The organism is Pumilibacter muris (assembly GCF_943193045.1).
Lineage (GTDB): Bacteria > Bacillota > Clostridia > Christensenellales > Pumilibacteraceae > Pumilibacter > Pumilibacter muris.
Window position 1 is genome coordinate 67,443 of the sequence record NZ_CALPCN010000002.1, and the last position, 26,825, is coordinate 94,267.

Annotated in this window: 38 protein-coding genes; 36 read left to right on the plus strand and 2 right to left on the minus strand. The window is 48.9% G+C overall.

Annotated features, from left to right (window positions below):
* The first annotated feature begins 1 nt into the window (after window position 1).
* The 12 genes from NFR62_RS02955 to NFR62_RS03010 all read left to right on the plus strand — a co-directional run bounded on the left by NFR62_RS02955 (window position 2) and on the right by NFR62_RS03010 (window position 6,861).
* Window positions 2–520, plus strand: a complete 519-nt coding sequence (locus NFR62_RS02955; RefSeq protein WP_251613769.1) for a class I SAM-dependent methyltransferase — start codon at window positions 2–4, stop codon at window positions 518–520.
* Window positions 517–1,248, plus strand: a complete 732-nt coding sequence (locus NFR62_RS02960) for a DNA-methyltransferase (RefSeq protein WP_251613772.1) — start codon at window positions 517–519, stop codon at window positions 1,246–1,248. The genes NFR62_RS02955 and NFR62_RS02960 overlap by 4 nt, the downstream gene beginning before the upstream one ends.
* Entirely contained in the window at window positions 1,245–1,688 is a 444-nt protein-coding gene (locus NFR62_RS02965; protein WP_251613775.1) for a hypothetical protein, read from the plus strand. The genes NFR62_RS02960 and NFR62_RS02965 overlap by 4 nt, the downstream gene beginning before the upstream one ends.
* Window positions 1,685–2,287: a hypothetical protein gene (locus tag NFR62_RS02970; protein WP_251613778.1), complete on the plus strand. Its 603-nt coding sequence runs from the start codon at window positions 1,685–1,687 to the stop codon at window positions 2,285–2,287. Before NFR62_RS02965 ends, NFR62_RS02970 begins: the two co-directional genes overlap by 4 nt.
* Window positions 2,288–2,303: 16 nt before the next feature.
* Entirely contained in the window at window positions 2,304–2,822 is a 519-nt protein-coding gene (locus tag NFR62_RS02975; protein WP_251613781.1) for a hypothetical protein, read from the plus strand.
* Between the two features lie 2 nt (window positions 2,823–2,824).
* Window positions 2,825–3,304 (plus strand): YopX family protein, encoded by a 480-nt coding sequence (locus NFR62_RS02980; protein ID WP_251613784.1) that lies wholly within the window; start codon window positions 2,825–2,827, stop codon window positions 3,302–3,304.
* Entirely contained in the window at window positions 3,304–3,528 is a 225-nt protein-coding gene (locus NFR62_RS02985; RefSeq protein ID WP_251613787.1) for a hypothetical protein, read from the plus strand. Before NFR62_RS02980 ends, NFR62_RS02985 begins: the two co-directional genes overlap by 1 nt.
* A complete protein-coding gene (locus tag NFR62_RS02990; RefSeq protein WP_251613790.1) occupies window positions 3,525–4,079 on the plus strand; it encodes a hypothetical protein in 555 nt (184 codons plus the stop codon). Before NFR62_RS02985 ends, NFR62_RS02990 begins: the two co-directional genes overlap by 4 nt.
* Entirely contained in the window at window positions 4,079–4,591 is a 513-nt protein-coding gene (locus tag NFR62_RS02995) for a helix-turn-helix domain-containing protein (RefSeq protein WP_251613793.1), read from the plus strand. Before NFR62_RS02990 ends, NFR62_RS02995 begins: the two co-directional genes overlap by 1 nt.
* A 401-nt stretch (window positions 4,592–4,992) precedes the next feature.
* Entirely contained in the window at window positions 4,993–5,862 is an 870-nt protein-coding gene (locus tag NFR62_RS03000; protein WP_251613797.1) for a rolling circle replication-associated protein, read from the plus strand.
* Window positions 5,863–5,866: 4 nt separating this feature from the next.
* The gene (locus NFR62_RS03005; protein WP_251613799.1) at window positions 5,867–6,625 is read left to right on the plus strand and encodes a DNA adenine methylase; all 759 of its coding nucleotides are present in this window, start codon (window positions 5,867–5,869) and stop codon (window positions 6,623–6,625) included.
* Window positions 6,604–6,861 (plus strand): DUF3850 domain-containing protein, encoded by a 258-nt coding sequence (locus NFR62_RS03010; protein WP_251613802.1) that lies wholly within the window; start codon window positions 6,604–6,606, stop codon window positions 6,859–6,861. The genes NFR62_RS03005 and NFR62_RS03010 overlap by 22 nt, the downstream gene beginning before the upstream one ends.
* 19 nt (window positions 6,862–6,880) lie before the next feature.
* On the opposite strand, the gene NFR62_RS03015 is transcribed toward NFR62_RS03010, so the two are convergent.
* Window positions 6,881–7,051 (minus strand): hypothetical protein, encoded by a 171-nt coding sequence (locus NFR62_RS03015; protein ID WP_251613805.1) that lies wholly within the window; start codon window positions 7,049–7,051, stop codon window positions 6,881–6,883.
* A 36-nt stretch (window positions 7,052–7,087) separates the two neighbouring features.
* Here NFR62_RS03015 and NFR62_RS03020 point away from each other — a divergent pair, with 36 nt between their 5' ends.
* The 24 genes from NFR62_RS03020 to NFR62_RS03135 all read left to right on the plus strand — a co-directional run bounded on the left by NFR62_RS03020 (window position 7,088) and on the right by NFR62_RS03135 (window position 26,099).
* Entirely contained in the window at window positions 7,088–7,684 is a 597-nt protein-coding gene (locus tag NFR62_RS03020; RefSeq protein ID WP_251613808.1) for a hypothetical protein, read from the plus strand.
* Window positions 7,685–7,686: 2 nt separating this feature from the next.
* Entirely contained in the window at window positions 7,687–8,382 is a 696-nt protein-coding gene (locus tag NFR62_RS03025) for a hypothetical protein (protein WP_251613811.1), read from the plus strand.
* Window positions 8,383–8,506: 124 nt separating this feature from the next.
* Window positions 8,507–8,857 carry a hypothetical protein gene (locus tag NFR62_RS03030; RefSeq protein WP_251613814.1) on the plus strand — a complete coding sequence of 117 codons (351 nt, stop codon included), beginning with the start codon at window positions 8,507–8,509 and terminating at the stop codon, window positions 8,855–8,857.
* A complete protein-coding gene (locus tag NFR62_RS03035; protein ID WP_251613817.1) occupies window positions 8,835–10,706 on the plus strand; it encodes a terminase large subunit in 1,872 nt (623 codons plus the stop codon). The genes NFR62_RS03030 and NFR62_RS03035 overlap by 23 nt, the downstream gene beginning before the upstream one ends.
* A gap of 2 nt (window positions 10,707–10,708) precedes the next feature.
* Window positions 10,709–10,888, plus strand: coding sequence for a hypothetical protein (locus tag NFR62_RS03040; protein WP_251613820.1), 180 nt, complete (start codon window positions 10,709–10,711; stop codon window positions 10,886–10,888).
* Window positions 10,889–11,208: 320 nt separating this feature from the next.
* Window positions 11,209–12,489 carry a phage portal protein gene (locus NFR62_RS03045; protein WP_251613823.1) on the plus strand — a complete coding sequence of 427 codons (1,281 nt, stop codon included), beginning with the start codon at window positions 11,209–11,211 and terminating at the stop codon, window positions 12,487–12,489.
* The gene (locus NFR62_RS03050; RefSeq protein ID WP_251613826.1) at window positions 12,489–13,181 is read left to right on the plus strand and encodes an HK97 family phage prohead protease; all 693 of its coding nucleotides are present in this window, start codon (window positions 12,489–12,491) and stop codon (window positions 13,179–13,181) included. Before NFR62_RS03045 ends, NFR62_RS03050 begins: the two co-directional genes overlap by 1 nt.
* A complete protein-coding gene (locus tag NFR62_RS03055; RefSeq protein WP_251613829.1) occupies window positions 13,178–14,425 on the plus strand; it encodes a phage major capsid protein in 1,248 nt (415 codons plus the stop codon). Before NFR62_RS03050 ends, NFR62_RS03055 begins: the two co-directional genes overlap by 4 nt.
* Window positions 14,426–14,490: 65 nt before the next feature.
* Window positions 14,491–14,751 carry a hypothetical protein gene (locus NFR62_RS03060; RefSeq protein ID WP_251613832.1) on the plus strand — a complete coding sequence of 87 codons (261 nt, stop codon included), beginning with the start codon at window positions 14,491–14,493 and terminating at the stop codon, window positions 14,749–14,751.
* Window position 14,752: 1 nt separating this feature from the next.
* Window positions 14,753–15,163 (plus strand): hypothetical protein, encoded by a 411-nt coding sequence (locus NFR62_RS03065; RefSeq protein WP_251613835.1) that lies wholly within the window; start codon window positions 14,753–14,755, stop codon window positions 15,161–15,163.
* Window positions 15,163–15,579 (plus strand): hypothetical protein, encoded by a 417-nt coding sequence (locus NFR62_RS03070; RefSeq protein ID WP_251613838.1) that lies wholly within the window; start codon window positions 15,163–15,165, stop codon window positions 15,577–15,579. The genes NFR62_RS03065 and NFR62_RS03070 overlap by 1 nt, the downstream gene beginning before the upstream one ends.
* Entirely contained in the window at window positions 15,569–16,003 is a 435-nt protein-coding gene (locus tag NFR62_RS03075) for an HK97 gp10 family phage protein (RefSeq protein WP_251613843.1), read from the plus strand. The genes NFR62_RS03070 and NFR62_RS03075 overlap by 11 nt, the downstream gene beginning before the upstream one ends.
* A 3-nt stretch (window positions 16,004–16,006) precedes the next feature.
* A complete protein-coding gene (locus tag NFR62_RS03080; protein ID WP_251613846.1) occupies window positions 16,007–16,669 on the plus strand; it encodes a hypothetical protein in 663 nt (220 codons plus the stop codon).
* A 12-nt stretch (window positions 16,670–16,681) separates the two neighbouring features.
* On the plus strand, window positions 16,682–17,077 hold the full coding sequence (locus NFR62_RS03085; protein ID WP_251613849.1) for a hypothetical protein: 396 nt from the start codon (window positions 16,682–16,684) through the stop codon (window positions 17,075–17,077).
* Between the two features lie 101 nt (window positions 17,078–17,178).
* A complete protein-coding gene (locus tag NFR62_RS03090) occupies window positions 17,179–17,385 on the plus strand; it encodes a hypothetical protein (RefSeq protein ID WP_251613852.1) in 207 nt (68 codons plus the stop codon).
* 4 nt (window positions 17,386–17,389) lie between these two features.
* Entirely contained in the window at window positions 17,390–19,552 is a 2,163-nt protein-coding gene (locus NFR62_RS03095) for a phage tail tape measure protein (RefSeq protein WP_251613855.1), read from the plus strand.
* A complete protein-coding gene (locus NFR62_RS03100) occupies window positions 19,552–20,409 on the plus strand; it encodes a phage distal tail protein domain-containing protein (protein ID WP_251613858.1) in 858 nt (285 codons plus the stop codon). The genes NFR62_RS03095 and NFR62_RS03100 overlap by 1 nt, the downstream gene beginning before the upstream one ends.
* A 12-nt stretch (window positions 20,410–20,421) precedes the next feature.
* Window positions 20,422–21,600 (plus strand): hypothetical protein, encoded by a 1,179-nt coding sequence (locus NFR62_RS03105; protein ID WP_251613861.1) that lies wholly within the window; start codon window positions 20,422–20,424, stop codon window positions 21,598–21,600.
* A gap of 11 nt (window positions 21,601–21,611) precedes the next feature.
* A complete protein-coding gene (locus tag NFR62_RS03110; RefSeq protein WP_251613866.1) occupies window positions 21,612–22,718 on the plus strand; it encodes a hypothetical protein in 1,107 nt (368 codons plus the stop codon).
* Between the two features lie 3 nt (window positions 22,719–22,721).
* Window positions 22,722–23,774, plus strand: a complete 1,053-nt coding sequence (locus NFR62_RS03115; protein ID WP_251613869.1) for a hypothetical protein — start codon at window positions 22,722–22,724, stop codon at window positions 23,772–23,774.
* 310 nt (window positions 23,775–24,084) lie between these two features.
* Window positions 24,085–25,137 carry an RNA-directed DNA polymerase gene (locus tag NFR62_RS03120; RefSeq protein WP_251613872.1) on the plus strand — a complete coding sequence of 351 codons (1,053 nt, stop codon included), beginning with the start codon at window positions 24,085–24,087 and terminating at the stop codon, window positions 25,135–25,137.
* 8 nt (window positions 25,138–25,145) lie between these two features.
* A complete protein-coding gene (locus NFR62_RS03125; RefSeq protein ID WP_251613875.1) occupies window positions 25,146–25,364 on the plus strand; it encodes a hypothetical protein in 219 nt (72 codons plus the stop codon).
* Window position 25,365: 1 nt separating this feature from the next.
* Window positions 25,366–25,707: a diacylglycerol kinase family protein gene (locus NFR62_RS03130; RefSeq protein WP_251613878.1), complete on the plus strand. Its 342-nt coding sequence runs from the start codon at window positions 25,366–25,368 to the stop codon at window positions 25,705–25,707.
* A 2-nt stretch (window positions 25,708–25,709) separates the two neighbouring features.
* Window positions 25,710–26,099, plus strand: a complete 390-nt coding sequence (locus tag NFR62_RS03135; RefSeq protein WP_251613881.1) for a hypothetical protein — start codon at window positions 25,710–25,712, stop codon at window positions 26,097–26,099.
* A gap of 63 nt (window positions 26,100–26,162) precedes the next feature.
* On the opposite strand, the gene NFR62_RS03140 is transcribed toward NFR62_RS03135, so the two are convergent.
* Window positions 26,163–26,825 (minus strand): hypothetical protein, encoded by a 663-nt coding sequence (locus NFR62_RS03140; protein WP_251613884.1) that lies wholly within the window; start codon window positions 26,823–26,825, stop codon window positions 26,163–26,165.

Sequence of the window (26,825 nt, forward strand, 5' to 3'; positions counted from 1 at the left end):
TATGCAACAAAAACAAAAGCCGATACTCGACGTTGCTTGCGGCGGCAAAATGTTTTACTTTGATAAAAACGACCCGCGCGTTTTATTTTGCGACAAACGCGAATTACATACAACCTTATGCGACGGCCGTCCGTTTGAAATTAAACCCGACATAATTGCGGACTTTACGCAATTACCATTTGACGACAACACCTTCAAAATGGTTGTATTTGACCCGCCGCACCTATTGCACAACGAAACGTCGCCGATAACAGGCTATCAACAAATAAAATATGGCGCACTTTGCGGCGATTGGCGCGAAATGCTTACAAAAGGTTTTGCGGAGTGTTTTCGCGTACTTGCGCCGAACGGTGTTTTAATTTTCAAATGGAACGAAACAAATATAACAGTCGGCGAAATATTAAAACTCACTCCACACAAACCCGTATTCGGGCATAAAAGCGGCAAAGCAAGTAAAACACATTGGTTGTGTTTTATGAAGGGCGACGGCAATGCTTGCGGGGGGGGGGGCAATAAATGACCCTCGACCGCAACCACGTTTACAATATGAATTGCCTTGACGGTATAAAACAAATGATTGCGCAGGATATGCGCGTCGATTGCGTAATTACCGACCCGCCGTATTTGATAAACTATAAAACCCACAGGCGGCAAGACAAGCAACATAAATTTTGCAAGGCAATTCAAGGCGATGTCAACCCTCAGTTGATTATTGACCTTGTTCCCCTTTTATTCGATGTAATGAAAGAAAACACCCCGCTTTATATGTTTTGCGGGTGCGACAAGGTTGATTTTTTCAAACAGCAAGTCGAACGGTACTTCACTATAAAAAACCTTATTATATGGGATAAAGGCAACCACACGGCGGGCGACCTTGACGCGCAATACGGCAAGCGGTACGAAATTATCATATACGCAAACAAGGGACGCGCCCCGTTCAACCCCGAAATGCCCCGATACGACGATATATGGAAATACAACAAAGTTACGGGCGAAAAGCAAATACACCAAAACCAAAAGCCGACCGACCTACTATCCCGCATTATTCGACAACACACGCGCGAAGGCGACTTGATATTAGACGCTTTTGCGGGCAGTTGCTCGACGGCGGTTGCGGCGTATCGGTTACAACGTGATTATATCGCGTTTGAAATATCGCCGACCGAATACGCCGACGGCACGCAATGGCTTGACTCGGTACGGTCGCAAGTATCAATTTTCGATTTAATTAAAGGAGGCACTATATGAACATCAACCAAACCACAAAATACGACATCGGACAAACGGTTTACTTTGTGTCGTACTACACAAGCCGCGAGGAAATTCCTTGCACGCATTGCGGCGGAAATTACCGCGAAATTGTAAACAACATTGAGTACAAATGCCCGTATTGCAAAGGCGGACGCGAAACGCGCCGAATTGACCATTACGAATTAAAAAGCGGCGTAATTACAAATATACACATCGCCGTCAACGGCATTGACGAACACACCGACTATATTACAGGCGACAAAATCGCAACGAATATACAATATTGCGTTACCGAAAACCGAACAACGGGTAATTTTTGCGATATTGACGGGTCGTCAACAAGTAAATACGAAGGCGAACTTTACGAAACGGCGGACGCGGCGGCGGCTACAATCAAAGAAAAATGCAAGGTTACTATCGAAGGAGGCAATTTATGAAAATTATAGTTGACACCCCCGCCGCGCAACAGCAAACGGCGACGATAAATTACGCCGCTCCCCGCCCCGTCAACATCGGCGACGTATTCTATCGCGTTGAATGCGGCGAACTGCAACACTTCCGCGAGCCGTGCCGCGTGTGCGGCGATAAACGCACATTAACAATAAACGGCATTACGTTTGCTTGCCCGCATTGCAACACGGAAAAAACAACAATAAGCGTCGCGCCGTACATCGTCCGCCGCTATCGGGTAAACGCAATTAAAGAAGCGGCACTCGACTACGAGTGGAAACTTGGCGACCGTTATGTACATTTTCGCTTTTATCGCAAAGTCGGACACGGCTATGCGGACGGCTATTATAGCAAAAACGGCGGCTCGTTTGAAATGCGTTCGGACGATTTTAACCGCAATTACAATTTGCCGTATGACGAAAAATTTGAAACGTGCAACGGGGTTTATGATAATTACAAACTCGCATTGCAAGTCGCCGAACAATACACCGCCCGCGAATTAAAACGCTTGCAGGAATACAACGAGAAATTTGGCACGACACACGTCGCGGCGTTCAAAATCGAACACGACCCGAAATCGAATTAACGGAGGTAATTAAGATATGACAAACAACCCACTCAACGGGTATCAACCCGAATACGCCGACGCAATCACGGACGCGCAGGAGCATAACATCGAACACGCACAAGCAATGCAAGGCGACGGAAACGCCGACTCCCCCGCTTTGCCGACGTGTCGCTTTTGCGGGCGACAGATACTCCCCGTCGACAAATACGCCGACGCGGAAGCGGCGAACGAAGCGGCAACACGACAATGCGATTGCCCACAAGCCCGCGAATATCAAGCGGAACTCGAACGGGCGGAAAAGCGCGAAAAGAACATCAAAAAATTGCGCAAAGCCCTTGACGATATATCCGCGTACTTTACCGAAGCGCGGGGCGTTGAATACACGGACGCTCTTTACAACCTTTTATTTAATTGCGGCGTTGCTGTGCTTGACGAGCAGGTTGAAAAAGCAAACATAAATTGCGGACGCGTTAAAGTTGCTATATCCACAAACAGCAAGGGTGCAATCGTTATCGCACTTACCTATTCGGACGGCGCACGGGTTGAGGTGTAATTATGGCATATCGCAAAACATTATATCGCGGTAAACTTGCCGAGAAACAAACACAAAACGCATTATCACCCGAAAATCGAAAAAAGATTTTTACCGACGGTTGGGCGTATGGTTTTTACGTCCCCGAACGCTCGGCGACTATGTTTGGCGATGTGAAACCGCTTGCAAGTATTATCAAAACAGGCGACCCGCACGAATTAACGACGGGTATGTGGTTTGATGTAAAGGAAAACACGGTCGGACAATACATCGGCATTGACGACGCAGACAAAAAGCCTATTTTTGAAGGCGACATTGTGAAATGCGTTTATTGCGATAAAGTGTTTACGGGTTTTATAGAATGGCAAGCAAGCGAGGCGCGTTTTCTTATTTATGACGGTCGCGGCGAGTGGTTGCCTATCGACGCAATAGACGACGAAATCGGGCTTGAAATAATCGGCAATATGTACGACAACCCCGAATTACTGAAGGAGGCGGAATAATGGCAAATTTACCGCGTCGCGTCAATGTTGCATTTACGATACCGATTGAACAAACCATAACGCCCACAATGCCGAAACCCGACGGAAGCGGCGGGCAAGTGCGGCTCACTATGCGGGCGGACATCACAAAGACAAAACGCTTTTTTAGGCGGTTACAAAAACTTTGCAAAAAGTACGGATATACCGTCGGCGAAATTCAACCCGCAAAGGAGTCGAAGCAATGAAAAACCCGTACAAAATAATCGTTGCGGTCGACTTTGACGGCACACTTTGCAAAGACGCATACCCGAACATCGGCGAGCCGCTCCCCTATTCCTTATATTATATAAAGGAACTTGCAAAAGACGGCGCAATACTTATTTTGCATACTTGCAGGGACGGCGCACTATTAGACGCGGCGGTTGCGTGGTGTAAAGAGCGCGGCATTGTGTTTGACTACATAAACGAAAACGTCCCCGAAAATATAGAGCGTTACGGCGGCGATACGCGCAAGATTTACGCGGATATATACGTCGACACAAATGCGGTCAACCCGCGCCGCCTTTTCGGTATCGGCGAATTTGACGAGAATATCGGCATATTTGAATATGCGGACGAAATCGCTCGCCGAGAACTATGCGAAACAAAATGTCTTTGCCCCGATATTCGGGCGGCGGGCAAATGTTGTAATTGCGACGTATTCTTTACCTTGCGACAACATTATGCCGCACAAATTATCGAAAACGCGGAAGCGGCAAAAGGCAAGCCGCCCACATCGGCGGCGGGAGGCTCATAATGTCAAGATATAAAAAACTTATGATACAACGCGGCGTAATGCAAAAGGCGGTTGCGGAAAAGGTACACAAAACCGACCCGCGCGTCGATACATCGCTTTTAAGTAAATTTGTAAACGACGTTTGCTTACCCACGCCGCGCACGCTTGAAACGATATGCAAAACGCTCGCTTGCGCTCCGCTCGATATATACGACCCCGCCGAAATCACGCTTGCGCCGCCTACATCGGCGCAGGAAGCGGCGGGCGGCGGCAATGCGGACAACCCCGCGCCGTCGGCGGAAGCGGCAAAGAAACGCGAACGTCGCCGCGTAAAAGGCTTATACAATCTTACGGTCGAAATACCCCGCGACGTTGCCGAGCGCGTATTTGCGTCCGAAGCATTGCGAAAACTCGGCTATTTAAGCAAAAGCGACTTTGTGCGGCAAGCGGTCGCCGCGCTTGACGCTCGGCTATCCACAATCGAAGCAAAAGAAAAAGCCGCCCGCGAAACCACGCCGAACGGCAAAAAGTAAAGACCACAATCAAGACAAAGAAACGGGCGGTCGAAATTGGCACTTCCGACCGCCCGCGAAACTTGACACAAAACTATGTCAACCAAACCGATAATATTATACCACATCGGCGGCAAAGTGTCAATGTTTTGCAAGCGAAAAACCGTGCTATTGCGTCCTCGTAATGAAGTATTATCGTATCAACGACGCAAGCAGGATAAACAGGCAACGCGCCCCGCGCTTTATACCCCTTTGCGATAAACTTTGAGGGGGTCGAGAAAGGGGGCGGCGGGGGAAAACATCGGGGGCGTTTGATAAACTCGATAAAGAAAGATAACTCCCCTTTTAGCCCCCGCGTGTTGTCCCCCGCTTTTTTGGCTATTCTTTGTCTTTTACGTTAAAGCAATTTATCGGAGGCAATTATGGCAAAACGCTACTACACACTCGACCCGCAAAAATACGACTTTGACGAGATATTCGGCATTGAAGCGCAGGAAGCGGAACGCGACGCTCTTTTGCAATCGTTCAATGACCCGCACGTTGTGAAATATCGAACAAAGACAATTAAAAGCGGTAACGTGCTTGAAGTTGAGGTTTACCCGATATGGGACACCCACACTTCAACATCAAGGGCAAGGAAAACAAAAGAAAGCCGCGAAGCGCAAAAGCGGCTCAATTACAAAAATGCGGTCAAACAGGTTGTGCGGCTTATCAATGCGAATTTTACCGACGCGGACTTTTGGGCGACCTTTACATACGATAACGCCCACTTACCGAAAACCTATGCGCAAGCACAACGGGAAGTGCAAAAGTTTATTCGCAGATTAAAGCACTATGCCGAACGACACGCCTTCGCCCCACTCAAATACGTTTATTGGACGGAATTTGAAAACGACGAAAAGAAAGGTAAACGCCGCATACACCACCACATCGTAACGAACTTTGCCGACCGCGATGTTATGGAGGACTTATGGGGCAACGGCGGCCGAAACAATGTGCGACGGCTTGTTGCGGACGACAGCGGCTATGAAGGTATGGCGCGGTATTGTATGAAAGACCCGAAAGGCTTAAAACGATACGTCGCGTCAAAGAACTTGAAAAAGCCGCAAATCACAGTATCGGACACAAAGTTTACGCGGCGCAAGGTCAACCGCATTATGTACGACAAAGTCAACTCTTACGCCGTTTTTGAAAACCTTTACAAAGGCTATCAAATGACGGACATCAAGAAAAAAACAAGCGAATACACGACGGGCGCGTATGTGTACGTCAAAATGAAACGCAAGGAGTGAAAAAATGAAATACATCGGCAGTAAAGCAAAAATCGCAAACGAAATCGTCCCGATTTTGCAAAGTTACATATCCGCGTACAACATCAAGCAGTACGTCGAGCCGTTTGCGGGCGGTTTTAACGTAATCGACAAAATACAATGCGAATACAGGCTCGGCAACGATATTGACCCGCTTGTATGCGAACTCGTCGAAGCGTGCCGCGAAAACCCCGCACTTTTGGACGAATTGAACACGCCTTCCCGCGCCGAATATTACGACGTGCGGGATAACCCCGACAAATATCCGTGTTGGTATCGCGCGGCGGTGCTTTTATTCGGCTCTTACAATGCCCGCGTTTACGGCGGTTGCTATGGCGCGACGGCAGTTACGAAAGACGGCAAAACGCGAAATTATTTTAACGAAGCCTGCGAGAATTTTCGCCGTCAATTACCCGCCTTGCGCAATATTCTTGTCGGGTGTTGCGATTATCGGGAATTGCGACTCCCCGAACGGGAGCGCGTGCTTGTTTATTGCGACCCGCCGTATTCGGACGGTATCGGTTACGGCGGAGGCAAATTCGATACGGCGCAATTTTGGGAATGGTGCAGGACGCAAACGGCGGCGGGGCATATCGTAATCGTAAGCGAATACGCCGCACCCGACGACTTTGTTTGTATTTGGCAACACGAAATAACGACGCACTTAAACAACCGCAACAAGCAAAATCGCATTGAAAAATTATTTATACACGGAGGCGCACAATGGCACAAATACACGACTTGAAAATTTTACCCGAATACTACGACGCGGTTGACAAAGGCGTAAAAACTTACGAATTACGGTTTGACGACCGAAATTACACTGTCGGCGATATGCTGATATTGCGCGAATGGGAAAACGGGCAATATACGGGCAAGCGGCTTACGGCAAAAATAACGCACATCTTAAAAGACTTTGTCGGCTTGACCGACGGTTGGGCGGTTTTAAGTATCAAGAAAATGGAGGGCAAAAAATGTTAAAAAAAATATTATCGGCAATTTACATCGTCGCATTGCTTGTAATTGTGGTTTGCGTGCCTATATCGGCAATATGCGTTATTTGCAAACTATGCGCCGCGACTCCCCTATCTTGGCTCGGTGCGTGTGTGCCGCTTTTGATTGCGCTCGCCGCTTTTCCGCCCTTTATTTTATCAAAAATTTTGCTTGACATCGGCGGCAAATAAATTACCGAAACAAGGAGGTTAAAATGCCGAAACAAACCCGAAACGACCCCGAAAAGAAAAAGACCGCGACAAAGGGCAAAAAACAGCCCGTAAAGGCGCAAAAGAAAACGGCGGCAAAACCGCCCGCCGAAGCGGAAAACACCGCAGAAAAAGGCAAACGCGGCGCAAAATCGCAATATGCAAATAAGGTTTTACCTTATTTGGCGGATATTGAGCGTTATGTTCGATGTTGCGTTACTGAAGGCGATATTTGCAAATATTACGGGGTCGGCAAAACGCAATGGGCGCAATATAAGAAAGATTATCCCGAATTAACCGAAACGCTTTTACGCGCGCGGGAGAGTGCAAAACAGGACTTGCTCGACAACGCATATCGCGTCGCGGTTGGTTATTACTACGAGGAAACACACACAATAACGGTCATTATCGACGGCAAGCCGTGCAAAAAAACATACGTCGACCGCAAGTATGCAAAGCCCGACGCAGGTATGATACAATTCTTGCTCATTAACCGATATTCGGGCGAATTTGCCCGCGACCCGCAAGCGGTAGAATTGCGAAAAAAGGCGTTAGAACTTGCAAAAGACGGCAAGTTGCCCGACGGTTGGGAGGGCGTGTAATTATGCCGCTTGACCCGATACACGCCTTTTATTGCCGCAAAGAATATTTAACGCTCGCACAGTCTTGTAAGGTTAAAAGCGGCGGAATTTGCGCCCGTTGCGGCGGTGTATTCGATATGTGCGAATTGCGCCCACATCATAAAATCGAACTTACGCTCGACAACATCGACGACGTAAATATCACGCTAAACCCCGCAAACATCGAAGTATTGTGCCACGATTGCCACAATGCCACGCACGCTCGTTTTGGTAACGCGGTCGAACAAAAGCGCGTGTATGTTGTGTATGGCGCACCGTGCGCGGGCAAGTCGACTTATGTGTACAGCACCGCCACACGCAACGATATTGTCGTAAACCTTGACGCTATACATCGCGCAATATGTGTATGCGGGCAGTATGATAAACCCGACGCGACAAAGCGCGTCGCGTTCGCCTTGCGTGATTATTTGCTTGACGAAGCACGCACCGCAACGCCGCGCCGTCATTGGCAAGACGCGTATATTATCGGCACATATCCCGACCGCATTGACCGCGACAATATCGCGCGGGAATATCCGCCCGACGTGATTAACTTTGTACACATCGACACACCGAAGGCGGAATGTATCAAGCGAGCGCACGAAAACATCAAGCAAGCGGCAACGCGCGACGCGGTTGTCGGTTGGATAGAAAAATATTTTGCACGTTATACGGAATGATACCCCCCTATCCTTGCAAAATTTTTGAAACCCGAAAAGACTCCAAGCCGCAGTCAAAAAAAATTCACACCGAAGTTTTGACTTTTCGGGCAAAAAGTTTTCAAATTCCAAAAAGGAGGCGGAAATGAAAAAAAACAAAGATAAAAAAGCGATTGCCGACGGCGAATACAAACGGCTCGTCGGTTTGTATACGGCGGCAGGCGTGGACGAAATCAAATTGAAAATTTACGACGAACTTATCCGCAAGGTCGCGGAGGTTTTTGCTTGTTTGGAAGCAATCAAAGAATTGCCGTCGATAATTTACGACCCAAATAACCCGTCTATACAACGGGAAACGGCGGCGGGGCGTGCGCGGGTCAAGTATATGGCGCAATACACATCGGCAACGCAAAAATTAAACAAGGACTTGCTCGGCGGCTTAAACGGCGACGACGACGGCGATTTATCGGCTTATGACGACGACAACAACAATTAACAACACGGAAGCGGCAACCCCCACCCCCGCCGAATGGACGCTCGTCAACCCAGATATTGACCCGCTTACAGGTTGGCAAGCATTAAGCGACGACATCGGCGGCAAGCATAGTTTTTTAATTGAATATTACAAGCGTTGCCGTTCGGGTGAAATCATAATCGGGCGCGAACTGAAAACCACGCTCGAAATGTTGATACAAGACATTTTTTGCGGCGGCGGCAAATACCGTTTTACGCTCGACGCGGCACATCGGCGTATTGATTTTATCGAAAACGAAATAAAACATTTTCAAGCCCCCTTCGCGGGTAAGCCGTTTATTATGGCACTTTGTCAAAAGGCATTTACGGAGGCGATATTCGGGTTTTACGTTTACGATACCGAGTTGTCATACGGCGAAGGTTGGGTGCGCCGTTTTCAAGAAGTTTTATTCCTTGTCGCCCGCAAAAACGGAAAAACCCCGCTCGTTGGTGCGCTTGTGCTTGCCGAATGGTTTTGCGGCAAAATGGGTCAAGCGGTTATGTGTGCGTCAAACGATTATGCGCAAGCCGCGCTCGTTTTCAATGCTATTAACGCCTTCCGCGAAGAGTCGCGCACAATATCCCACGTTACCCGAAAAAACAATAAAGGCATATTTTTTGGTAACCCGAAGCAACGCAAAAAGACGGGTAAATTCTCGAAGCAAAACAAGGGGTCAATCGAATTGATGTCGGCGAAGCAGGGTGCGAAAGAAGGTCGAAACCTTACGCTCGTTATTGCCGACGAAATTCACGAAATGAAAGATAACTCGACCGTCTTGCCGCTTATAACGTCGGTATCAACGCAGGACGAGCCGCTTTATTTTGAAATCACGACGGAGGGTATTGTGCGCGACGGCTATCTTGACGCGCGGTTATCCGACGCGCGAAAGTCGCTTAAAGGCGAAGCGGAAACCGATACGTCGCGTTGGTTGATATGGCTATACACGCAGGACAGCGAGGCGGAAATTTGGAACGATGAGCGCAGTTGGACGAAATCAAACCCGATGTACGGCATTGCGAAAAAGCCGTCATATTTGCGCAAAAAGGTTGACACGGCACGGCACAGCGGCGCAGACCGCGCGTTTATTCTTGCAAAAGACTTTAACATCAAGCAATTAGCGAGTAATGCGTGGTTGGAGGAAAAATACATTGATTGCCCCGCCACGTTTGATATTGCCGACTTTGCGGGCAGTTGGTGCATTATCGGGGTTGACCTTGCGGAAACAAATGACTTATGCGCTTGCACGTTTTTATTTATGCGCCCGAATGACCCCGTCAAATACTTGCACACAATGTATTTTGTAACGGCAGTCAAGGCGGGCGACGGGCAGTCGACCGACTCCCCCACTAACCCCGAAAAAAAGAATTACATCGAATGGGCGGACGCGGGGCTTGTGCGTATCGTTCAAGACAACGTAATTGACGATACGGTCGTATCGGACTACATTTGGGACGTATTCCAAAAACACCGCATACGCCCGCTTACGGTCGGTTACGACGAATGGCACGCGAAAGACTTTGCAAAGCAAATCGCGGCAAAATTCGGCAAAGAAGTACCGCGCAAAATACGAATGACAACCGACGCGCTCAATGTGCCGACCCGTAACGTCGAAAACGATTTACGGGCGCGGCTTATCAATTACAACAACAACGATATTTGCCGTTGGAACTTCCGCAACACAGCCGTCCGCGTCGATAAAAACGGGTTTGTTATGCCTTGTAAAATAAACGGCTATATCGGCAACAAGATTGACGGAACTATGTCAAAAGTAATCGCATACGCCGCATTACGCGAAGTTAAGTCGGCGTTTATGGCGAAAATAGGAGGCTAATTATGGGCGATAAACGCGACCCGCAAAACAAAAACGAAATATACGCGCGGAGCGTTCGTTGCCCCGTACATCACGCCGTAATCGGCAAATACGACGTGCGCGACGGCTTGATAAACGCGGTTTATTTATGCCCGAAATGCCGTCGGGAATATACCTACACAATACCACCGCGCAAACCGTGAAAAAAACTTCTTAAAAGATTTTAACGAAAAACCGTTGACTTCGCGCCGCGCGTCGAGTTATAATGCGGTCAAATTGAATACACGCACCACCACCCCGCGCGGGTGAGTGCGCCGCAATCGCCTTGTATTGCCGCCCGTTCGGGCGTGTGCGCCGTTGGTGTCTGATTATGGCATATCCACCGCCGACGCGGTGAGTGCGCCGCGATTATCTTTTAATCGCCACATATCAAAACGAATGTGAGTGCGCCGATATTAACGAGTTTATTGCTCGTTACTATCGGCGCACTTTTTTTGTTATTTTTCGCAAGGAGGCAAGCCGATTGTCAACGCTTAAAAACGCCATACACAATTTGCTCGGTTGGGATAGACCGACCGCGTATAACCGCGTTGTAAATGCAAATACGGTTTTATTTTCGTCGTTCGGCAAGGATATTACCGCGTCGGACATCGTAAAAACGGCGATACATCGCGTTTGCGAGGAAGTGTCAAAATGTAGTATCAAGTCGGTTATTGAAACGCAAAACCCGCACCGCATAACGGTCGCGGACGACGACATCAACCGCGTTTTGTGCGGGCGTGTAAACCCGATATGCGGACTTAAAGACTTTTTGTATAAATGCGCTTACATCGCGCTCGTCAATCGAAATTGTTTTATTTATTGGGCTTACGACGAAGTCCCGATAAAAGTTGACGGCAAAGATTATGTCAAGCGCGTTACGCGCGGTTTATACCCGCTTGAAAAAGCCCGCGTCAAACTCTACTATGCGGGCGACGAAATGCGGGCGGAATTACAAAGCGCGACGGGCGGCGGCGTTACGCTTGACTTACCGTATAGCGATTTAATACATATTCGCGTCGGTTACGGTGCAAACCCGTATTTGGGCGGCGACGCAAACGGTCAAGCCGATTGGCGGGCAATTCTTAAAAATTTGCAGACTTTGCACGTTATACAGGAGTCTATCCCGAAATCGCTTGAAGCGTCTTTATCGTTGCACGGCATTTTGACAATGCGCACGGTTGCGGAAGCGGACAAACGCGAAATATCCCGCAAGGAATTTGAACAGCATTTATTTAACAGCGAGTACGGTATAGTCGCAACCGACTACGAGTCCGAATTTACGCCGATACAAATTGCAACGCAGGATATACCGCAAACCGTTTTAACATTTTTGCGCGACGAAATTTTGTCGCCGTTCGGCGTTAGTGTGCCGATATATCTTGGCAAATACACCGACGACGACTTTACCGCGTTTTATCAAACGGCGGTCGAGCCGTTGCTTATGACGATTGCCGAAGCAATGAAAATAACGCTCTTTACCGCGTCGCAAATCACGCACGGGCGCACGATAAAATTTTACGACAAAGTCGTGCAATCGCTATCGTTCGCGCGGCGTTTGGAAATCGCAAAAGCGACGCAAGAGGACGCGCTCCTATCACGACCCGAACGGCGCGAATTGTTGGGCTATGACCCCGACGACGAGCCGACCCGCGTATCGTTGAATTATATCGACGTATCAATCGCAAATACCTATCAATTAACGGCGTTGTCGCAGGGCAAAAAACCGACCGCGCCGAAGCAAAACAAGGAGGACGACGAATAATGCCCGACGAAATTAAACCGTACACCGTGCCGCAATATATCAAACGCGCCGCGCCCGACGGAAACCCCGCACAAATCGACCCGTTAAAGGGTGTAATCGAAGGTTGCCCGATTGTATTCAATCAACGGACGGCAATCGGCGACCTATTCTATGAAGAAATCGACCCGCACGCGCTCGACGACGCGGATATAACCGACATTAAATTTATGGTAAACCATAACGACGGAATGATACCTCTCGCCCGCCACAGGCGCGGCAAACGGTCGACTATGGACGTTGAAATCAAGCCCGACGGTTTACACGTTAGAACGACGCTCGACATCGAAAACAACGCCACCGCCCGCGAACTATGCTCGGCGGTAACACGCGGCGACATCGAGGATATGTCTTTTGCGTTCGGCGTTTTGGTGTCGGGTTACGAATGGCGCGACCTTGACACGGATATGCCGACGCGCCGTATTACCAAAATATCAAAGGTTTTCGAAGTATCCGCCGTGAACGACGGCGCATACCCGCAAACTTCGATATATGCCCGCTCCCCCGCCTCGTTGGATAACGACAAAATTGCGTTGGATAACGCAAAGGCGGCGGCGTTGGAAAATGAACAAAGGCGGCAAGCCGCCGACTCGCAAGCGGCGTTAAAACTTGCGAAAGAAAAATTTTTATTTTTGGAGGAACAAAAAACACTATGAACATCAAAAAGTTGCTCGAAGAGCGTGCCGCCCTTTTAGCGGAAGCGGCAAAAGCGGAAACCACCGCCGAGCGTCTTGCGGAAATTCGCGCAAGGGTTGAAGCAATCAATTACACCGTAACGGAATTGCGCAAGGACGAAGCGGAAGCAAAAGCGAAAGAAGAGCGCGACGCGGCACGTCCCGCAAACGGCGGCGCACCCGCCCCGACCCCCGTTGTTGTTCACGACGACGCAAAAGTAGACGCGCAAAAGCGCGCCGCCGCAAACGCGGAAGCGGTCGAGAAACGCGCAAAGGCACTTAAAAGCGGCACGAAAACGACGCTCGAACATCGCGCCGTTGCGTCCACTTCCACCGCGCTCGGCACGGTTGCAAGCGGCGACATCACTCCCGCGTTTGAACAGGTCGGCACGGTCGACAAACTTGTCAATACCGTACATCTTGAAGGCACGGGCGCGGAAAGTTACGAAAAGCCGTTTGCAAAAACTATCGGCGAAGGCGATATAACCGCAGAAGGCGCGGACTACGCCGACGCCGAGCCGACGTTTGATTATGCGCCGATAAACAAGGTTAAAATCACGGCTTACGCCGAAGTCAACGAAGAGGTCGAGAAATTGCCCGCCGCGCGTTATGTCGCGGAAGTTGAAGGTGCGGTCGTTGGCGCATTGCGTAAAAAGACCATTGCGCAAATTTTGCACGGAAGCGGCAAAAATCAACTTGTCGGCATTATCAACGCTCCCGAAAATATTATTGATACCAAACAGCGCAAAACGATTGCCGCAATCGACGAAAATACACTCGACGACATCATATTCGATTATGGCGGCGACGAAAACGTCGAAAGCGACGCGGTGCTTTTGCTTAACAAATTAACGCTTAAAGAATTTGCGAAAGTAAAAGGCTCGGACAAAAAACGCGCTTACGAAATCGTTATACGCGGAAATTCGGGAACTATAAACGGCGTGCCGTTTGTTTGCACGGCGAAACTTCCCGCGTTTAAGACTGTTACAGCGGGCAACGTATATATGATTTACGGCAAATTGGCGGGCTACGAATTGGCGGTATTTGCCGACATCGAAGTTGCAAAATCTACCGACTACAAATTCAAGCAGGGCGTTATCGCGTTCAAAGCGTCGCAGTTTGTCGGCGGCTCGCCCGCTATGTTTAACGGGTTTATAACCGTTCAAAAGGAAGCGGGCGCGGAAGCGGCAAAGACGAACACCGAAACGCCGAAAGCGGGCAATTAAAACGGTTTTAGTTGCGGGTCGGCGCAAGAGCCGATACAAAACGGTATTACGTTAAGGAGGTCGAAATGCAACAAGACATCGACAACATCTTGTATAAAATGGGCTACTATGACGCAGACCCGCAATTAAAAGAAACCGTAAAGGGCTATATCAAAGTCGCGGAGGAATTTATGCTCGATAGCGGCGTACCGCAAGACCGTTTGGGAACGCAACGCGCATACGCAATCAAAGCACTTTTCGCCGACGCTTTTGATAAAGGCACACCCGACGACGTAATCAAGAAGGACGGAATGGTTGTCGCGCTTATCGCGCAATTACGGAGATAATATGGCAAAACAAACGGTAAAAGAACGCCGCACGCTTGTCAAATTCGCCGTACAGCGCACGACACACATCGCGGGAAAAGGTGCGTCGACAACGTGGGAAACAATATCGGTCAAAATAGGCGAAGCCGACGACGGCTCGCCTATAATGACAGATTGCTTTTATTGCGAATGGTTAAACGCATACGGGCAAACGGCAACGCAACAGCAAGCCGACGGCGTAATACGCCCCGCCCGCTTGCGCTTGCCGTTCGTTAAAGCAGTTTACGACGCACTTATCGCGCGGGACGTGCGAATTTACTTGCGCGGCATAAAAGACGACGCGCACACGTTTTGTCTTGCAGGGGCGGCGGATAACTACCTTGAACAAAACAAAATGATTGAACTACAAGTCAAAAAGTACGAGGGCAAATAATGAACGTAACGGCGATAATACAAAAAATACTCGACGACACGCTTTTGCCGTTCGGCGTAATAACAAACCACTTGCGGCGCGTTGAAACGGACAATATCGCAAATTCGCAAGTCAATGTAAACGCCGACGAGTACGTCGTTTATAAAATCGTATCAAATCGCCCGAAAACATACGGCGACGGCAATGCAAAGACCCGCCGCGTGTATATCGACGTGAATTACTATTACTTGTACGAAAAACACGACCCCCGCTATTCGGGCGTTGACGAACGCTTAAAGGCTATCAAACGCGCCGTATTGCAAGACCCGCATTTTGCGCTCGCAAACGACGAAAGCGATATACCCGACAGCAACAACCCGTATCGCGGCGTAAACATTGAGTTTGTGTACATCGGGACGGTTGATTATGGCAAATAAAGGCATATCGACGGGACACATCGCGCTCGACGAATTGCCCGAAGCGTTGACGGGAATTTTAACCGATTTTCAACACGCAAACTTTGAAGCGCGGCAACAGGCGGTACAAAAGGGCGCGGAGGTTTTCAAAGACGCGGTCGAAGCCGTAACGCCCCGCGACACGGGCGAAATGGCGCAGTCTTGGCAAATCAAGACAAAGTACAAAGACCGCCGATATGTCGGAAATACACGCGTTGCAAGCGGCGACGTGCGCCGTAAAACAAAAGACGGCTCAAAAGGCGAAGCGCGGCAAGACGTACCATTGTCAAACGTACTTGAATATGGCGACAACCCGCATAATGGTTTTATCCGCCGTTGTTTTGACGAAACCGAGCCGCAAATCTTTGAAGCAATCAAAAACACCATTAAAAACGGAGGCAAATAAAAAATGACAAACAGCAAGGCGGCAACGCCCGCAAAAAATCTTATACGTTTTAATATCCGTAATGCAAAGTACGCCTTCCCCGCCGACAATGGCGAGTATGGCGATTTTGTGCCTATGGGTACATCAACAAAAATGGCACTTGAAACCGACTCGTCCGAAAAAGAAGTCTACGGCGACGGCGAGTGCATTGTTCACTACATCAACGAAAAGGGCAAAACGGGAACGCTTACGCAAAACAATATTTGCGACGAGTACGAAATCGCGTGCGGACGGCAGGTAATGACCGCCGACGGGCTTGCGCAGGTTAAGCCGACCAAAAACACCCCGCACATCATTTATTTTGAAACGTGCGCAATGGACGGCGATAACGAAATATCGGTCGCAAAAACGATGTTGTACGGCGTTACGTCCACCCGCCCCGCCGAAAATTACGACCAAAATAACGGCGAAATCAACGAGTCGTCGTTCGATGTGCCGCTTAAAATCAAGGGTATCAAAGCACTTGCGTCGGACGGCAAGGTTTACGTCGACGCAAAAGGTAACAACCGTGTTGTATGGCAGTTGACGAAAACGCCCGATATGGAGGGTTATGACACGTTCGGCGACAAGGTGGTTATCCCGAAAATGCTTGCGGGCGCGGAAGCGGACACAGGCACGGGCGCATAATCGGAGGGCGATATGATAAATACGACTTTACCCGTACTTGAAACGGAACTCGACGAAGCGAAGGGCGAACTTATCCGCAAAACGCACGACATCAAGTGCAAAATCGACGTATCGGTATTTGCCGAGCGGCGTTGGGAAGAGAACTTCCCCGCAAACGCAAAGACCGAAACGATTTTTGCATACGTTGAACGAATGAGCGGAAAAGACCTTAAAAACCCCGCATACCTTTTGTCGAACTTAAAGGCGATTTATTGCTTTATCGTAAGCGACGAAATTGCCGACTTCGACTCGTTTTTGCAAATGTTTGATATGTCGGACATCGAATACTTGACGCGGCTCATTAACAAAATCAAGTTTGTTTTTGAAATCGCGTTAAAGGCGACAACAACGAACGCAAAAAACTCGTAACGCACGGGCAGGAATATACGCGGCTATCGGGTATATATGCGAAATTAAACCCGCAACCCGAAGCCGCAAAACCTTTACCCGTGCCGCGTTACATAACACTTATGCAAAAATGCGTCGAACATAGAATACCCGACGCAATTATCACAAATTCACATTTTAACGACCTTTACGTCTTGATAATGTCGATTGATATTGCGAACTTAAAACACGCAATACAGCAAGCACGGAAAGCGCAAAACAAAAACAGCAATTACAACGTGCGCGACGTATCGGCGGCGGAAGCGGTCAAATTCTTAAAAGGAGGCTAAACCTATGGCGGACAATATTCGCGGCTTAACGGTTGAAATCGGCGCGGACGCGTCGTCGTTCAACAAAGAAATGTCGTCAATGCGGAAAGCGGCGCAAGCGTCGCAAACCGAATTAAACGCCTTGCAAAAAAGCCTCGAATTAAAATTTGACGCGGACAAATTCGCGCGGGCGCAAAAGGTCGCTCAACAGGCTATCGACCAAACGGCGGCAAATGCGGACACATTGCGCCGCCGTTTGGCGTACTTGGAAGAGTCGGGAAACATCGACACCGACGCATACCGAAAATTGCAAAGCGAACTTGCGAAAGCCGAATTGCAAGGGCAACAATTACAACAGCAACTCGAAAAAATAAACGCAATCAAGTTTACGCAACTCGGCAACAATATATCGAAAGTCGGCGGCGCAATTACGGGCGTTGGTAAAGCCTTGACCCCCCTATCCACCCTTGCGGCGGCGGGTGTTACATCGCTCGGCGCGTTGAACGTATCAGCGGCAAGCGCGGGCGCGGCGGTCGATGACCTTGCTTTGCGACTTGGCATATCCGCCGAAAAAGTGCAAGAGTATCAATACATAACGGCGCAATGTGGGGTCGAATGGAGCGTCTTTGAAAAAGCAATGATAAAAGCCCGCGCCGCAATGCTTGACTTGTCGACGGGTACTATGAACACCGCGTCGCAAGCCTTGCAATCGCTCGGCTTGAATATTGCCGACTTTGAAAGCAAAGAGGCGATGTTCGACGGCATTATCGACGCTTTATCGAATATGCAAGACAAAACCTTGCAAGCGGCATACGCAAACGAGATTTTTGGCGACAAAGTCGCAAATCAAATGTTGCCGTATCTTAACGCAGGGTCGGACGCTATCAATCAATTTAAGGGCGAGTTTGAACAAATCGGCTATTTATCAAACGAACAGGTCGCCGCGCTTGCAACGCTTGACGACACCTATTTTTTACTGAAGGAGTCGATTAAAAACGTCGGCTTGCAAATCGGCGCGTCGCTTGCGCCGCTTATGCAACGGCTCGCCGAAAGCATACAAACAAACTTGATACCGAAATTACAAAGGCTTGCGGAGTGGTTTAATGGCTTATCGGACGCGCAACAATCTTTTGCGTTAAAGGCAATGCTCGTTGTTGCCGCCCTTGCCCCTTTAACGCTTGGTATCGGCAAACTTGTTAGCACGGTCGGGAGCATAATCAAAGTATTACCGCAACTCGGCTCGGCGTTGTCGGCGTTGGAAGCGCACCCCATTATTGCGATAATCGGCGTAATAGCAATTATTTTAATGTTGCTTTATACCCGTTGCGAAGCCTTCCGTGAAGCGATAAACCACCTTGTCGACACGCTCGGTCAAGCGTTAAAACCCGTCCTTGACGCAATAATGCTTGTGCTTGACCTTGTAATGCAAATCATACAGCCGCTTATAGACCTTATCGGCGGCATATTGGCGGTTGTAATAAATCTTGTGTCAGAAGCGTTGCAACCGTTCGTCGAAATCATACAAATGCTTTTTGACAATTTGTCGCCGCTTTTCGATATGCTCGGACTTGCGGTCGAAATGTTTTTAATGCCGATACAAATTGCGATACAAGCGTTATTTAGCATTTTGCAACCGCTTTTGAGCGTTGCGCTTATCCCGATTAAACTTTGCTTACAGGCGTTACAAGTGCCATTAAAGGTACTCGGCACATTGCTCGGTTGGCTTACCCCGCTTTTTTCGCTTTTCGGTAAAGTCGTTACAACGATATTTAACGGCGTTGTAAAAGTAATCAATTTTGTTTTGGGCTTTATCGAGGACGCGATTAACTTTGTTATCGGCATTATAAACGGGCTTATCGACGGCGTAAACGGTGCGCTCGGTTGGCTTGGCGTTCATATCGACCGCATTGCCGAAGTTAAGTTGCGCATTGATACAAGCGACATTGAGGATATGGACGACGTAAACGCCATTATCGACAGCACCCCGCCCGACACATCGGGCGCAGGAAGCGGCGGCACGGTTTACGACGGCGGCACGGGCGGCACATACGGCGATACGTACAATTACGACAACAGCACAACGAACAAGACGCAAAATATAACGGTTACAATACAAAACTATGCGGCGGAAGTCGACACCGACGCGCTTGTGCGCGACATCAATATTAAACTTGCGGAGGCGATGTAATGCGACGTTTTATTTTGCACACTTACGACAAATCGAAATCATTTGACTTAAACAACGATACCGCGCTTGCCGCCGAGCCGACGGGACTTGGTAATAAATTTTCGCTATCGTACAAAGAAAGCGAAAAAGGAAAACACTTGACGAACGTCAAGCCCGACCCCGACCCGATAACGCTAAAAATTTATTTTAACGCAGACGGCTCGAACGGTTACGGCAATTATAAAAGTTTGTCATTATTCCTTGCCGAGTGCGGCGCGTCGCCGTTTTTGTTTGAATACAACGACGGAATAACCGATAAATTTTGCGAAGTAGTATCAAACACAATGCCGAAGTCGGAAATCAACGCCGACGGCGAATTTGTCGAAACTTTTTCTTTTGATAAGCAAACATATTGGTACGAACGCGTCGAGGAGTCGTTCGCGTTAAAGAAAACGAACGCCGCCGACACCGCTTTTCCGTTACACTTCCCCTTCGGGTTTGCGGGTATGGTGTTTAAGAACAAATACAAGGTGTCAAACCCGTTTTTTGTCGCCGCGCCTATCGTAATAAAAATTACGGGCGACATCGCCGAAAATATCCGTCTTTACTTGGCGGATATGCACGACAAAATCGTCGCGGAAATATCGCTCGCAACAAATAACGCGGACGGCACGGAAATTTTGATTGACCCCACTACTAAAAAAATAACCGTTACCGACACCGAAACGGGCGAAGCCCGCAACGGGTACGGGCTTACCGATAAAACAAAGCAATCGTTTTTATACTTGCCGCAGGGCGAGTATTACATCGGCTCGAATATGACAGCAGACGACGACGGGTCAATCGAAATGTCGATAAAGCGGTTTTTATTCGATTAAGGAGGCGGCGACTTGTATATAGCGATTTACGACGAAAACAAAAACCATATAACGAACATCGACAACGTAACGCACGACTTGACGACGCGCGTCTACGACCCCGACAGTTTTACCGCCGAAGGAATATCCGACACGGATATAAACGACGCGAAAATCGCCGTTTTATGCGACGACGCGGGCAATTACGATTATGCGTGTTTTGCCGACGAAATCAAGCCCGATAACCGCAAACGGAAAATTAAAGGGCTTGACTTCAAAACGCTTTGGGACACCGAAGTTTTGCTTGATTTTACAGTCGACGGCAGTTTTGACGCGCGGCTCTCGAAAATCTTTGAAAAGGTAAAAGCGGCGGTATTCGACAGCGCGGACGCGGCAACGCGCTTGATACCCGTTGACGTAATTATCCCGTCCGACACCACCGACACGACCGAAACATACGGCAGTTTGCAAGGGTCGTATCAATTCGTAAATGCTTATAAATTTTTGAAGTGCTACTTGAAATATTATGAGTACAACATCGAAAGCAAATACGACGTTGCGGCGGGTAAAATCGTTTTTACGTTCGTTAAGTGCGACGACCGCGTAGAAATCAATTTAAGCGACTTTATGCACGAGTTGACTACAACATCGGCAACGACAAACAAAGCGGTTGCAACTATCAAATACAACGTGGAAACGCCCGAAACGGACGCGGACGGCAACATCGTTTACACCGATACGCAAAAGACCGACGAAAACGGCAACCCCGTATTTAACGACGACGGCTCGCCCGTTTATATTCCAAAGTACAAGCCCCGCCCTTCCACCCTTGCGACGGTTTACTATTACCGAACGAAAAACAACGATATTGTACAGGCGGACGCAAGCGGCAACGTCGCGGGCAGATTGTACCCCGTAAAGGCGAAATATTACGAGTCCGAATATTTAGCCGACGCGCAGTTTAACGCCGTCAATGAACTTGCAAACGCCCGATACGTCGATAATATCATAATCGACAATAACGTCGTAATCGACCCGCTCGATTTTTCGGGTTATCGGCTATATACAAAAGTCGACTTGTACTACGACGGCAAACTTTACAAGACGCTCCCCATAAGTGAAAAAATAACAACGCTTAACGGAAGCGGCAAAAGCACCAAAATAAAACTCGGCTTTAAGAAAATACTTTTGACCGAAATAATCAAATCATAGGAGGCAAATCAATGATAAGACCCGTTACTTTTCAAGGGCAAAGCAACTTTAACGCAAACTTGTACGCGCTTGAAGTAAAATCGCGCTTTATCGACCAAAACAACGCGCACGGCTATTATTTGAATTACGGCGACGAACTTGCCGCAAACGTCGTCGGCGGCAATCAAATACAAGTCGGGACGGGCGCGTTTGTGGTTTGTGCGCGTATGGCGGAAATAACCGCCCCCGAAATATTGCGCCCGCAGATTTTCGACACGTTCAAGGGTTACGTCGTCGCCCGTATCGAAACATACCACCCCGCCGACGAATTGAACGTAACACTCATTGCGAAAGTGCAAACGTCTTGGGAAGCGTTAAAACGCGAACTCGAACAAAACGACGTTTACGCGGCGGAAGCGGACAACGTAAATACGGCTTACGAATTGCCGATATATTCCTTTGAAATATTGGGGACGCAAATCGTCAATTTAACGCGCTTGATAAAGCCCGTTTGCGATTATGCCACAATGAAGGCAATCGTCGATAACGCGCTTGAAACGGCGCAAAATGCGGTTACGGCGGCAAATGCGGCGGTCGATACATCGAACGACGCACGCACCAAAGCGGCGGCGGCAGTTACCACAGCAAACGGCGCAAACACAAAGTCCGATAACGCCGTATCGACGGCAAATGCGGCAAAGACAAACGCCGACAATGCGCTTGCAACCGCAAACGGACTTGACGCGCAAATCAAATCGGCAAACGATACGGCGGCGGACGCGGTCGAAACCGCAGGCGCGGCAAATGAAACAGCGACAGCGGCAAGCGACAAGGTCGACGCGCTTGAAACGCAGATTGCGGAAAAGCAAGGTACGAAGGTTACGCTTAACGGCGAGCCGCAAGCAACGTACCCCGCCGACGACCTTGTACATAGCGGCGATAAAATCGCAAAAGCCGCGCACGCGGACACAGCCGCAAAAGCCGATACCGCAACCGAAGCGGAAGCGGCAAAAACTGTTATTTACGCGGCGCAGGCGGCGGAAGCGGAAAAAGCCGTCGGCTACACGCGCGGCGGCGAAATTGACAAAGTATTCAAAAAAATATTTGCGGAAATATCCGCCCTTAAAGGAGGCAATTAAACAATGTTAAACTTTGAAAAAGCGAAAATTTACGGCGTGGATAAAGTCGGCTCGTCTAACCCCGACGCGCTTATTCGCACCGACGACGCGGTCGGCTTAAACGTAACGGTCGGCACAACCGATATTACGAGCGACTTTGACCGTTGCTATCCGTATTGCGATATGCAGGAAGTAACGGACGCGGCGGGTAATGTGTTTATCAAGATACCGAAATTTTACGCGAAAATCACACCGAACGCCGACGGCACGTTCAAACATCAAATATCGGGCGTGCGTTACGAAGGGTTTACTACCCTTTTCGTCGACGGCGAAGGCAACGAATTAGATTATATCCTTGTCGGCAAGTACGAAGGAAGCGGAAGCGCGTCAAAAGTATTTAGCAAATCGGGCGCGACCGTGCTTGTAAACATCACTTGCGACTCCTTCCGCAACGGGTGCAAAGCGAACGGCGACGGCTATCAACAATACGACTTTTTAATCGACTTGATAATTAAAGAATTATGGCTCGTTGAAATGAAAACGACGAACTCGCAAGCGATTATGTACGGATATGCAAACGGCAATTCGGCGGCAGTTGCAACGGGCAGGACGGACGCGGTCAAAACCCCGTCGGGGTCGGAAGAAAGCAACACCGACGGCAAACACGCTTGCAAGTATCGCGGCATTGAGAATTTGTGGGGCAATACGTTTACTTGGTGCGACGGCATATCGTTTAACGGCGATAAAGTTTACGTTTGCACCGACCCGAAATCTTACGCGGCGGGCAAAACCGCGTCGCCGTATGTGTATCACGGCGACCGCGCGGCGGGTTATGGCTACATTAAAAAGGTTGCACCGCTTAAACGCCACCCGCTTATACAGTACGCAACCGAAGCGAGCGGCGGAAGCATAACAACGTATTTTTGCGACTACGCGTATTCGGGCGACTCGGTGCTTGCCGTTGGTGGTGCTTGGATCTATGGCACGAGCGCGGGTTTGTGGTATTGGAGCGGTGATTACACCCCGTCGAGCGCGTACTCGGTCATCGGCGGTCGCCTTTGCAAAAAGCCTCTTTAAGGGGGTTGCAAGGGGGACTCCCCCCTTGCGAATAAAACAACAAATAAAGGGCAGTCGGCGCACTCTCCGCCGCGTATTCGGGCGGCTCGGTGCTTGCCGTTGGTGGTCTTTGGGACTTTGGCGCGAGCGCGGGTTTGTGGTATTGGTGCGGTTATTGCGCCCCGTCGTACGCGTTCTCGAACTTCGGCGGTCGCATTTAATCTTGATATATTCGCTTAAAGCGCGGACAGTCCTTGCCACTTGGCAAAAAACACTCCACAAAGAGGGCGGTTTAGTAAAGCATTGAAAGACCGCAAGGAGATTAAAGGAAATGAAGCGGGTCGGTCATTTATACGAAACTATGTGCGACATCGACTTTATTAAAAAGGCGATACGCAACGCGGCAAAAGGTAAAACCGACCGCGCATATACGCGTCGGATAATCGACGATATTGATTATTACGCGCAAGAATTAAAGCAAATTCTCGAAGCGGGCGACGTGCAATTATCGCCGTCGCAAACGTGCGTAATTTTCGATAATTCTTGCCGTAAGCAACGCACAATCACAATACCGCGATTTTATCCCGACCAAATAATACATTGGCTCGTTATTACGGCGTTACAACCCGTTATAATGCGCGGTATGTATCGGTATTGTTGCGGAAGCATACCAAATCGCGGCGGCACTGACGCGAAGGCATACGTCGAAACGGCAATACACGACGGCAAAATGCGGTACTGTGCAAAGTTGGATATATCAAAGTTTTTCGACAGCGTGCGCCCGTCCGTTTTGCTTGATATGTGGAGGCGCAAAATCAAAGACGGGCGAATGTTGGAACTTATCGGCAAAATACTCGAAAACGGCGGCGACCACTTGCCTATTGGTTACTATACGTCGCAATGGTTTTCAAATTTTTACTTGGAGGGACTCGACCACTATGTAAAAGAACAATTACACATCAAATATTATGTGCGGTATGTCGACGATATGGTTTTAATCGACAGCAACAAAAGAAAGTTGCGCCGCGCGGTCGCGGCTATCAACGAATATTTGCACGGTATCGGCTTAAAGTTAAAAGATAATTGGCAAGTATGGCGGTTGAACTCCCGACCGATTGATTTTGTCGGGTATCGCTTTTATAAGCATAAGACCATTTTACGCAAGCGCATATTTTTTCGATTATGCCGCAGGGTACGCAAAGTCAAAAAGACGGGTTACATCACACCGCGACAAGCAATGAGCCTCTTATCCCTTATCGGTTGGTTATCGCACATAAACGCTTGCGGGTTTTACAAAAAGCATATTTACCCGTATGCGCCGAAAAACAAACTCAAACACATTGTAAGTAATTACACAAAACAACAAAATAAAAAACGGAGGTAATATTCATTATGGCAAACAAACAGCAAGCAAAAAGCGGCTCGGCGGTTTTTAGTGTTGAAAAATGGCTCGAAACCGCAAACGCAGACAAGGCGGCGGGCATACTCACGCAACGCGAAATCGACGACGCGCGGAAAATATGGGTAAACGCCCTTGACGGCAAAACAAAGGACGAAATCGCGGCAAACGGGCAAACGTCGCTCCGCGACGATTGGTTTATCGAGGTGTAACGTGAACATCGCGGCAACCATTTTAACGGCGTTTATAAGTACCACCGTCGGGGTCGTCGTAACGGCGGTTATTGCGCATTTTAAGTCGGGCAAACAGCGACACAAGGCACTTAATAACGGCGTGCAAAGCCTTTTACGCGCGGAAATCATACGGCAACACGAAAAATGGACGGAGCGCGGATATTGCCCCGTATATGCGAAGGACGCGGTACGGCGCGAATATGAAGCATATCACGCGCTCGGCGGTAACGGCGTAATAACGGAACTTTACAACGACATTATGGAGTTGCCCGAAACACCACCGAAGCACACAAAACAAAATAAATTATCGGAGGACGATTAACTATGAGTTGGCAACAAATTTTAATTAACATCGCAATTACACTCGCCGCCGCGTTGCTTACCGCGCTCGGCTCTTGGGTTTTGGTTAAGGTCAAAAACCTTGTTGCGACCAAAATCAAAAACACAAAGACGCAAGCCCTTTTGTTGGGCGCGGTCGACGTTGTTGCGTCGGTTGTAAAGGCAACATATCAAACGTATGTGCAAGCAATTAAAGGGACGGAAGCGTGGACGCAGGAAGCGCAAAAAAACGCCTTGCAACAAGCATTACATAATGCGCAAGTGCAATTATCAACCGAAGCAAAAGACTACATACAAGCAAACTTCGGCGATGTGGGCGCGTGGGTGCAAAATCAAATCGAAGCGACGCTCTACGACTTGAAAAACAAGCAATAATTTAACTACATAGCAAAACGCCTCCCCGTTCGGGAAGGCGTTTTTTATGCCGCGCGTCGGCGATTATTCGGCGGTATGCTCGCCAGTTATCTTGATATTGCAACCATAATTTTGACCGTCGCTCCCACCCGTTATATCGGCAATTACGCCGTCCAAAATAAAGTCGTCGTCGAAAGCGTCTAACATCGACCACGCAAGGTCGGAATTTATGCGCCCGATACGTTGCCGCGTGCGTGCGTTTATTATATCGGTGCTATTTTCGTACTCGTCCGTCGGCTTATGCTTGATTAAAACCGCGTCGCCGATATTGCTTTTTTGTATCGCCGATTGGCAGTTATCGAACGTAACACCGACCGCTTTTGTGTACATCGGCAATTTGATACCGCCGTCAACGGGTGCGCGTATTGCCGCGTCGGACATTGTAATTACTGAAGGTCGCCGTACATCGGCGGCGGGCGACGTATCTTTTTTCCGTTCGGGAACGGCGGCGGGTTGCGCGTCCCGCTCCGCTTGCTTTTCGCGCTTGCGGGCAAGCACGGCAAAAACCGTAAACGCAATGCCGACAGCAAGCAACAACAAAAATACAATCGCTTGCCACGTTTGCAAATTCTCGGCGTTTTCGCCTATATCGCTCCCTATAATTCCGCAGAATATAAACACGGGCAACCACGCAACAACGGCAATTATTATCCGCACCGTCCGTTTAAGTTTGTAAAACCACATCAT

What these genes read in the sequence shown, in the direction of transcription:
- NFR62_RS02955 (WP_251613769.1), top strand. Translation starts at nt 2, where the DNA reads ATGCAACAAAAACAAAAGCCGATACTCGACGTTGCTTGCGGCGGCAAA.
- NFR62_RS02960 (WP_251613772.1), top strand. Translation starts at nt 517, where the DNA reads ATGACCCTCGACCGCAACCACGTTTACAATATGAATTGCCTTGACGGT.
- NFR62_RS02965 (WP_251613775.1), top strand. Translation starts at nt 1,245, where the DNA reads ATGAACATCAACCAAACCACAAAATACGACATCGGACAAACGGTTTAC.
- NFR62_RS02970 (WP_251613778.1), top strand. Translation starts at nt 1,685, where the DNA reads ATGAAAATTATAGTTGACACCCCCGCCGCGCAACAGCAAACGGCGACG.
- NFR62_RS02975 (WP_251613781.1), top strand. Translation starts at nt 2,304, where the DNA reads ATGACAAACAACCCACTCAACGGGTATCAACCCGAATACGCCGACGCA.
- NFR62_RS02980 (WP_251613784.1), top strand. Translation starts at nt 2,825, where the DNA reads ATGGCATATCGCAAAACATTATATCGCGGTAAACTTGCCGAGAAACAA.
- NFR62_RS02985 (WP_251613787.1), top strand. Translation starts at nt 3,304, where the DNA reads ATGGCAAATTTACCGCGTCGCGTCAATGTTGCATTTACGATACCGATT.
- NFR62_RS02990 (WP_251613790.1), top strand. Translation starts at nt 3,525, where the DNA reads ATGAAAAACCCGTACAAAATAATCGTTGCGGTCGACTTTGACGGCACA.
- NFR62_RS02995 (WP_251613793.1), top strand. Translation starts at nt 4,079, where the DNA reads ATGTCAAGATATAAAAAACTTATGATACAACGCGGCGTAATGCAAAAG.
- NFR62_RS03000 (WP_251613797.1), top strand. Translation starts at nt 4,993, where the DNA reads ATGGCAAAACGCTACTACACACTCGACCCGCAAAAATACGACTTTGAC.
- NFR62_RS03005 (WP_251613799.1), top strand. Translation starts at nt 5,867, where the DNA reads ATGAAATACATCGGCAGTAAAGCAAAAATCGCAAACGAAATCGTCCCG.
- NFR62_RS03010 (WP_251613802.1), top strand. Translation starts at nt 6,604, where the DNA reads ATGGCACAAATACACGACTTGAAAATTTTACCCGAATACTACGACGCG.
- NFR62_RS03015 (WP_251613805.1), bottom strand. Translation starts at nt 7,051, where the DNA reads ATGTCAAGCAAAATTTTTGATAAAATAAAGGGCGGAAAAGCGGCGAGC.
- NFR62_RS03020 (WP_251613808.1), top strand. Translation starts at nt 7,088, where the DNA reads ATGCCGAAACAAACCCGAAACGACCCCGAAAAGAAAAAGACCGCGACA.
- NFR62_RS03025 (WP_251613811.1), top strand. Translation starts at nt 7,687, where the DNA reads ATGCCGCTTGACCCGATACACGCCTTTTATTGCCGCAAAGAATATTTA.
- NFR62_RS03030 (WP_251613814.1), top strand. Translation starts at nt 8,507, where the DNA reads ATGAAAAAAAACAAAGATAAAAAAGCGATTGCCGACGGCGAATACAAA.
- NFR62_RS03035 (WP_251613817.1), top strand. Translation starts at nt 8,835, where the DNA reads ATGACGACGACAACAACAATTAACAACACGGAAGCGGCAACCCCCACC.
- NFR62_RS03040 (WP_251613820.1), top strand. Translation starts at nt 10,709, where the DNA reads ATGGGCGATAAACGCGACCCGCAAAACAAAAACGAAATATACGCGCGG.
- NFR62_RS03050 (WP_251613826.1), top strand. Translation starts at nt 12,489, where the DNA reads ATGCCCGACGAAATTAAACCGTACACCGTGCCGCAATATATCAAACGC.
- NFR62_RS03055 (WP_251613829.1), top strand. Translation starts at nt 13,178, where the DNA reads ATGAACATCAAAAAGTTGCTCGAAGAGCGTGCCGCCCTTTTAGCGGAA.
- NFR62_RS03060 (WP_251613832.1), top strand. Translation starts at nt 14,491, where the DNA reads ATGCAACAAGACATCGACAACATCTTGTATAAAATGGGCTACTATGAC.
- NFR62_RS03065 (WP_251613835.1), top strand. Translation starts at nt 14,753, where the DNA reads ATGGCAAAACAAACGGTAAAAGAACGCCGCACGCTTGTCAAATTCGCC.
- NFR62_RS03070 (WP_251613838.1), top strand. Translation starts at nt 15,163, where the DNA reads ATGAACGTAACGGCGATAATACAAAAAATACTCGACGACACGCTTTTG.
- NFR62_RS03075 (WP_251613843.1), top strand. Translation starts at nt 15,569, where the DNA reads ATGGCAAATAAAGGCATATCGACGGGACACATCGCGCTCGACGAATTG.
- NFR62_RS03080 (WP_251613846.1), top strand. Translation starts at nt 16,007, where the DNA reads ATGACAAACAGCAAGGCGGCAACGCCCGCAAAAAATCTTATACGTTTT.
- NFR62_RS03085 (WP_251613849.1), top strand. Translation starts at nt 16,682, where the DNA reads ATGATAAATACGACTTTACCCGTACTTGAAACGGAACTCGACGAAGCG.
- NFR62_RS03090 (WP_251613852.1), top strand. Translation starts at nt 17,179, where the DNA reads ATGCAAAAATGCGTCGAACATAGAATACCCGACGCAATTATCACAAAT.
- NFR62_RS03095 (WP_251613855.1), top strand. Translation starts at nt 17,390, where the DNA reads ATGGCGGACAATATTCGCGGCTTAACGGTTGAAATCGGCGCGGACGCG.
- NFR62_RS03100 (WP_251613858.1), top strand. Translation starts at nt 19,552, where the DNA reads ATGCGACGTTTTATTTTGCACACTTACGACAAATCGAAATCATTTGAC.
- NFR62_RS03110 (WP_251613866.1), top strand. Translation starts at nt 21,612, where the DNA reads ATGATAAGACCCGTTACTTTTCAAGGGCAAAGCAACTTTAACGCAAAC.
- NFR62_RS03115 (WP_251613869.1), top strand. Translation starts at nt 22,722, where the DNA reads ATGTTAAACTTTGAAAAAGCGAAAATTTACGGCGTGGATAAAGTCGGC.
- NFR62_RS03120 (WP_251613872.1), top strand. Translation starts at nt 24,085, where the DNA reads ATGAAGCGGGTCGGTCATTTATACGAAACTATGTGCGACATCGACTTT.
- NFR62_RS03125 (WP_251613875.1), top strand. Translation starts at nt 25,146, where the DNA reads ATGGCAAACAAACAGCAAGCAAAAAGCGGCTCGGCGGTTTTTAGTGTT.
- NFR62_RS03135 (WP_251613881.1), top strand. Translation starts at nt 25,710, where the DNA reads ATGAGTTGGCAACAAATTTTAATTAACATCGCAATTACACTCGCCGCC.
- NFR62_RS03140 (WP_251613884.1), bottom strand. Translation starts at nt 26,825, where the DNA reads ATGATGTGGTTTTACAAACTTAAACGGACGGTGCGGATAATAATTGCC.